General features: G+C 42.6%; 7 protein-coding genes. 3 read left to right on the top strand and 4 right to left on the bottom strand.

What is annotated here, in order from left to right; genetic code table 11:
* The coding region (locus tag VLN09_RS08020; RefSeq protein ID WP_325245365.1) for a carbonic anhydrase at positions 1-506 on the top strand (506 nt) is incomplete at its 5' end.
* Between the two features lie 96 nt (positions 507-602).
* The gene (gene gloA, locus VLN09_RS08015) at positions 603-1172 is read left to right on the top strand and encodes a lactoylglutathione lyase (protein WP_325245363.1); all 570 of its coding nucleotides are present in this window, start codon (positions 603-605) and stop codon (positions 1170-1172) included.
* A gap of 81 nt (positions 1173-1253) precedes the next feature.
* On the opposite strand, the gene VLN09_RS08010 is transcribed toward gloA, so the two are convergent.
* The 4 genes from VLN09_RS08010 to VLN09_RS07995 form a co-directional block, all read right to left on the bottom strand.
* Positions 1254-1724 carry a cytochrome c gene (locus VLN09_RS08010; protein ID WP_325245361.1) on the bottom strand — a complete coding sequence of 157 codons (471 nt, stop codon included), beginning with the start codon at positions 1722-1724 and terminating at the stop codon, positions 1254-1256.
* 407 nt (positions 1725-2131) lie between these two features.
* Positions 2132-3064: an oxygen-dependent coproporphyrinogen oxidase gene (gene hemF / locus VLN09_RS08005; protein WP_325245359.1), complete on the bottom strand. Its 933-nt coding sequence runs from the start codon at positions 3062-3064 to the stop codon at positions 2132-2134.
* Positions 3065-3159: 95 nt separating this feature from the next.
* Positions 3160-3852, bottom strand: a complete 693-nt coding sequence (gene ribA / locus VLN09_RS08000; protein ID WP_325245357.1) for a GTP cyclohydrolase II — start codon at positions 3850-3852, stop codon at positions 3160-3162.
* Between the two features lie 271 nt (positions 3853-4123).
* On the bottom strand, positions 4124-4345 hold the full coding sequence (locus VLN09_RS07995; RefSeq protein WP_325245355.1) for a hypothetical protein: 222 nt from the start codon (positions 4343-4345) through the stop codon (positions 4124-4126).
* A gap of 45 nt (positions 4346-4390) precedes the next feature.
* Here VLN09_RS07995 and dxs point away from each other — a divergent pair.
* On the top strand, positions 4391-6111 hold a 1721-nt coding region (gene dxs, locus VLN09_RS07990), incomplete at its 3' end, for a 1-deoxy-D-xylulose-5-phosphate synthase (protein WP_325245353.1).

Here is a 6111-nt window from a genome sequence, read left to right as displayed (position 1 = left end):
AAGACCCTTTAGCGATTATTTTGGGTTGCTCGGACGCAAGGGTACCGGTTGAGATCGTTTTTGATCAAGGTTTGGGTGATTTATTTGTCATACGAGTAGCAGGTAATGTGGTTGCCCCTTCACAAATTGGCTCGGTCGAATTTGCTGCCGAAAAGTTTGATACTAAACTGGTCGTGGTGCTAGGACATTCGCACTGTGGTGCTGTCACCGCTTGTGTTGAAGCATTAATCAATCCTGAGCAAAACTACTCGCCCAATCTACAATCTATCGTCGACCGTATCCGTCCAAGTGTTTATAACCTGCATGAACTTGCGACCGCCAATGGGCAAGATGTGGATGCAGACGAGCTGGTTGATCGTTCTATACGTGCCAATGTCCGTATGTCGGTCAGTCAATTAAAACATGGCTCGCGTGCGCTAGAGGATTTAACCAGTAGTGGTCAGCTATTAATCGTTGGTGCCGAGTACGATTTAGAAACAGGAAAAGTGCGGTTTTTAGATGCTTAATAGTGTTCTATAAAGGCTATGCTATAAAGACTAAGCGTTATAGGTATGACCATTTAATCTATTAGTGATTGAAAATATTTAAATATGGGAATAACCATGAGTAATAATGATACTTTTAATAACGACCATTCAATACAAGAGCAACCTGAAAGCAGCGTAAAGGCTGATGGCGTACAGCCTATCTCAGCGCAAACGACAGGTTATACCTTTAACCATACGATGCTGCGTGTCAAAGATCCTGTAAAGTCCTTGGCTTTTTATACTGGCGTTTTAGGTATGACGTTACTGGCGGTCAAAAAATTCCCAGCGATGGGCTTTGATTTATATTTTTTAGCCAAGCTGACTGAGAGTGAGCGTGAAAATTTGCCGTCGGGTAATGATTTAGAGATTTTTGCCTTCCGTCAGCGTGGTATTTTGGAATTGACTCATAACTATGGTACCGAGACAAAAGCGGACTTTAGCTATCATGATGGCAATCAAGACCCACAAGGCTTTGGTCATATTTGTTTTAATGTACCTGACCTCAATGCAGCGGTCACTTGGTTTGATGAAAATAATGTCGAATTCAAAAAACGCCCAGATGAAGGCAGTATGAAAAATATTGTCTTTATCAAAGATGTTGATGGGTATTGGATTGAAATCGTACAAGCGGATTTGATGGCTTAATTGATTCATAAGTTTAGCAGTATAAAAAGCCACCTTATCAAATGATAAGATGGCTTTTTTGTATTATTAATAGCGAGCTACTTAGTCTTTCTCGACTTGGAAATCCGTGTGGCATGATTTACAGCTGTCACCAACAGGTTTAAAAGCTGGCATCACATCGTCAATGCTAGTTGCTGTCTGTGCAGCAGCGTTTAGCTCAGCAGTGGCTTTTTGAAAACTCTCTGCTTCAGCTTTAAAGCCATCAACATTTGACCAAACCGCTTCTTTGGCATTACCAGCGGCGTCTTTATTATTAAAATGGCTCCAAGGATTTTTAGACTCTTCTGCTAAAAATGCCGCCTGCTCTTTAAAAACGTCAGCATCAAAGGTATCCGGCTCTTTTGCCATGCCGCCCATGACCTTCATCGCATCACCGAAGTTTTTCATAATGTCCTGACGGGCTTTGACATCAGGGTCTACTGGCGTACTACAAGCCGTTAGACCTAAAGTTGCTGCCATCAAAGTGATAGCAAAAATAGATTTTAATGATTTTTGATTCGATACCTGAGTCATGAGTATTGCTCCTTTTTATGTGGCTAATAAAAAGGTAGCGTAGCATAGATATACTCGTCACCTGATTAATTGGCTACTATTAAAATAAATATTATTCGATATTTTTAATATATCTTCTTTATTAGCGTTCTAAAATACTGACTATCCTATATTAAACAGCAAGCAGCTTAATTAGCATAGGTCGATAGCGTGAGTTTTTGTAAAATAGACTAAATCTTTCTGTGAATCAAGTTTGAGCATCATTATCGCTTAGTTATAAATAGCTATCTTAAAAAATACTCAGTGCGTATTTTGAATAACAATTTACTTAAAATAATAAAGGTCAGCATGGCTAGCTGACCTTTATAACGACAAAATACTTTGTATCAAAACTTATAAATATCTGTCAGTTATTATGACAATTGAGACTATAAAGACAACCAATCACGTGGTTTCAGGTAAAAGTCAGTCAATTCAAATTCAGGCGTACCCTCAGCTGGCTCAAAGCGATAATGCCAGCTAGCAAGGGGTGGCATACTGACTAAGATAGACTCAATACGCCAATTACTTTGTAGACCAAAGAGAGTAACACGGTCATAAACGAGGTTGTATTCAACATAGCGCCCACGGCGATAGAGCTGAAATTCACGCTCTGCTTCAGTATAGGGCGCACTTTTACGCTGCTCAAAAATTGGCAAGATACCTTCAAGGTAGCCGTTACCGACCGCTTGCATAAATTCAAAGCAGGTTTCAAAATCCCAGCCGCGACTTTCAGTATTGACGTCATCATAAAATAAGCCGCCGATACCGCGCTGCTCATCACGATGACGCAAATGAAAATACTCGTCGCACCATTGTTTGAAATCAGGATATATGTTATCGCCAAATGGCGCACATAGATCATGGCAGACTTGATGCCAATGCACGCAGTCAGCAAGCACCGGATAAAATGGCGTCAAATCAAAACCGCCACCAAACCACCAAATAGGCTCAGCGCCTTCTGCTTCGGCAATAAATAAGCGCACATTGGCGTGGCTAGTGGGGACATTAGGGTTTTTTGGATGGACAACCAATGAGACGCCCATCGCCTGTGCTTTACGACCGGCAATGTCAGGATGACGCGCAGTTGCTGAAGCAGGCAGGTTTTGGACATGAATATGGCTAAACATGACGCCGGCTTTTTCAATCACTTCGCCATCTGCCAATACGCACGACCGACCACCACCACCTTCAGGGCGCTCCCAGTCATCAGGTACAAAGGTAGCGGCTTTCTGCGCATCAGTGCAGCCATCACTTTCTTGTTCTTCTAATGCTTGGCAGATACGCGCTTGCAAGTCGACTAAAAATTCACGTACCCGCATGATGTCATGATGGCTTGGCGTTGTTGTTGCATCGGTCTTCTATACATTGATATCGTTATCTATCTTTGGAATACTCATAAAATATCTATTATTTGCTATTTATTAAGATGTAAAGCGGTATTAAAATCTGTGTCTAGTAGGTGACCCATGCGGTCACGCTTGGTCGCTAGATATTCAGCATTCATATCATTAACCCCAACAACTAATGGCACACGCTCAACGACATCGATACCATGCTCGTTTAAATAAGCGACTTTACTGGGATTGTTGGTGATAAGGCGCACTGCATCAACGCCAACATGAGCAAGCATGGGTCCGCACATATCATAAATACGCGCATCAGCAGGCAGCCCCAACATAAGGTTCGCATCTAGAGTGTCGTGACCTTGATCTTGTAAGGCGTAAGCGCGTATTTTATTGGTCAGACCGATACCGCGACCTTCTTGTCGCAGATATAAAATAGCCCCGCAGCCAGTTTCTTGTATCGCCTGCATGGCAGTATTAAGCTGTGGACCGCAATCACATTTTAAGGAGCTAAAAGCATCACCAGTCAAGCACTCAGAATGAATCCTTATCAAAGGAATAGGGCGCTCTGATAAAGCCGTATCTTTCTGGTTTAAGATAACATCAGGTAAGGGCAGAGTGTCGGTAATATCTGTCTGATTAACCACAGGCAGACCCACCGTCAGCATCACATGCTCTTGACCCTCATCATTTTCAAAGATATGAATATCAAACTCGCCGTGACGAGTAGGCAATTTGGCGCTAGTAATAAATTTATATGACATTAATGCCCTGCATAAGCTGATCATCGCGCCGCTAACTATCTGACATAGCTTTATGATAATAGCTAAGAGATTTTTGGGTAGCTGATGTGCAAAATAGTATGCTGATTATATTTATAATAAAAACACACAAAGTTCACAGACGACGCACGATGATTAAAGCGACAATTAAAAATAAATGCTATTATGCCATACTATTTTGACGGATACAGTGACAAGTCTTTGCCCTTACATTACTATGTCGTCATTAACGTCCGATATGGATGCAAAATAATCAGGCATAATAGTCATACAGATAATTTTGAAAACGGTTATTAAGACGGAACTTAGGATAGTCGTATAACCTTATATCAAATAGCGTATTTGGGTTATTTGCAGCATTAAAGGCTGTATCACTAATTGTATAGTCGATGTCATCAATTGCATTATCAATAAGATGGATGATGATATCACTATTATTAACGCCACTTAGATGATTACTAGTGATAGCTATCATCTAAAATAGCATCTTGTCAGCAGATTGGTAGGTATCGTACGTTTTATGCAGCACTCACCTTATTCCCCACAGTCTCAGTCCTTATTTGCGTCAGCTGTTGATTCTGCTGCATCGCTATCAAACCTGCAACAAACTTATGCAACGATTCCACGTGAGCGTCCACAGACGCCATTGCTCGATACGGTGGATAGCCCCGCTGACCTTAAGGCTTTTAGTAGTGCGGAACTTATTACCTTAGCAGATGAGTTACGACTATTTCTGCTGTATTCAGCCGGTCAAAGCGGCGGTCATTTTGGTGCCAATTTAGGCGTGGTTGAATTGACTATTGTGCTGCATCATTTGCTAGATACCCCGCAAGATCAGATTGTTTGGGATGTGGGCCATCAAGCTTATGCGCATAAAGTACTGACAGGTCGCCGCGATCAGCTTGGCACTATCCGCTCTAAATCCGGTTTAACTGCTTTTCCAGAACGTGCCGAATCTGTCTATGATACTTTTGGTGTTGGGCATTCATCAACGTCCATCTCAGCTGGTTTAGGCATGAGCCTAGCATTACGCTATCAAGGACGTACGCAGACCGTTGCTTGTATTATCGGCGACGGTGCGATGACAGGCGGCATGGCATTTGAAGCAATGAATGACGCGGTACAACAAGACGCTGATTTGATGGTGATTCTAAACGACAATGACATGTCGATATCCTGCTCTATCGGTGGCTTTTCGCGACATTTAGCCATGCTTTGGGAGTCAGGCTATCAAGTCGATATATCTGATATTGGCGAGCCAATATTATGTCGACGCCCTGATATGCAAGGCTTTGATCGACGTAAGCGCCATAAAGAGCAGCGTGAAGTACCGCAATTAGCAGACAATTTATTTAAGGCGATTGGCTTTACCTATTTTGGTCCTTTTGATGGTCATAATATTCCTGAGCTGCTACGTGTCTTATCGCATGCCAAGCAAATAAAAGGTCCGGTCTTAGTACATATTTATACGACTAAAGGTAAAGGCTTTGCGCCCGCTGAATTGGACCCAGTAGGCTATCATGCTATTAGTAGCTTACCTGCTGAAGATGACGCGCCCAAAACTGAAAAAGCAGCAGCTAAGCCCTTCTTAAAATACTCGCAAGTATTTGGGCAGTTTTTATGTGATAAAGCGCAAGAGGACGACAAGCTACTTGCTATCACTCCAGCCATGGAAGAAGGTTCGGGGATGATTGAGTTTGCTCGTCAATTTCCAGAGCGTTTCTTCGACGTCGCTATTGCTGAACAACATGCAGTGACACTAGCTGCTGGTATGGCAACGCAAGGCGTTAAGCCGATTGTAGCGATTTACTCAACGTTTTTACAGCGCGGATACGATCAGCTGATACATGATGTTGCTTTGCAAAATCTTGATGTGATGTTTGCGATTGATCGTGCTGGTTTGGTCGGTGAAGATGGTGCTACCCATGCAGGGGTGTTTGATTTTGCCTTTTTACGCTGCGTGCCTAATATGTTGATTGCGGCGCCAAAAGATGAAAACGAATGCTATCATCTACTAAATACTTGTTATGAATATCAAGGTAGTACAGCAGTACGTTACCCACGTGGTGTGGGTACTGGCGCTGCCATTACACAACCTGCTCAAACTTATCAGGTTGGTAAAGCGGTCGTAGAGTCAGTACTCGGGCAAGATGATGCGCCCAAAAAATTGGCATTATTGGCATTTGGTACCATGGTGGCAACGGCTCAGCAAGCAGCAGAAGTTATTACCAGTCATCCTAC

The organism is Psychrobacter sp. (genome assembly GCF_035469765.1).
Classification (GTDB): Bacteria; Pseudomonadota; Gammaproteobacteria; order Pseudomonadales; family Moraxellaceae; genus Psychrobacter.
This window is presented reverse-complemented; position numbering and strand designations above follow the sequence as displayed.

Bases quoted from the DNA above. Each gene is read 5' to 3' on its own strand.
- ribA (WP_325245357.1), bottom strand. From the start codon at position 3,852: ATGTCATATAAATTTATTACTAGCGCCAAATTGCCTACTCGTCACGGC.
- VLN09_RS08010 (WP_325245361.1), bottom strand. From the start codon at position 1,724: ATGACTCAGGTATCGAATCAAAAATCATTAAAATCTATTTTTGCTATC.
- gloA (WP_325245363.1), top strand. From the start codon at position 603: ATGAGTAATAATGATACTTTTAATAACGACCATTCAATACAAGAGCAA.
- VLN09_RS07995 (WP_325245355.1), bottom strand. From the start codon at position 4,345: ATGATAGCTATCACTAGTAATCATCTAAGTGGCGTTAATAATAGTGAT.
- hemF (WP_325245359.1), bottom strand. From the start codon at position 3,064: ATGCGGGTACGTGAATTTTTAGTCGACTTGCAAGCGCGTATCTGCCAA.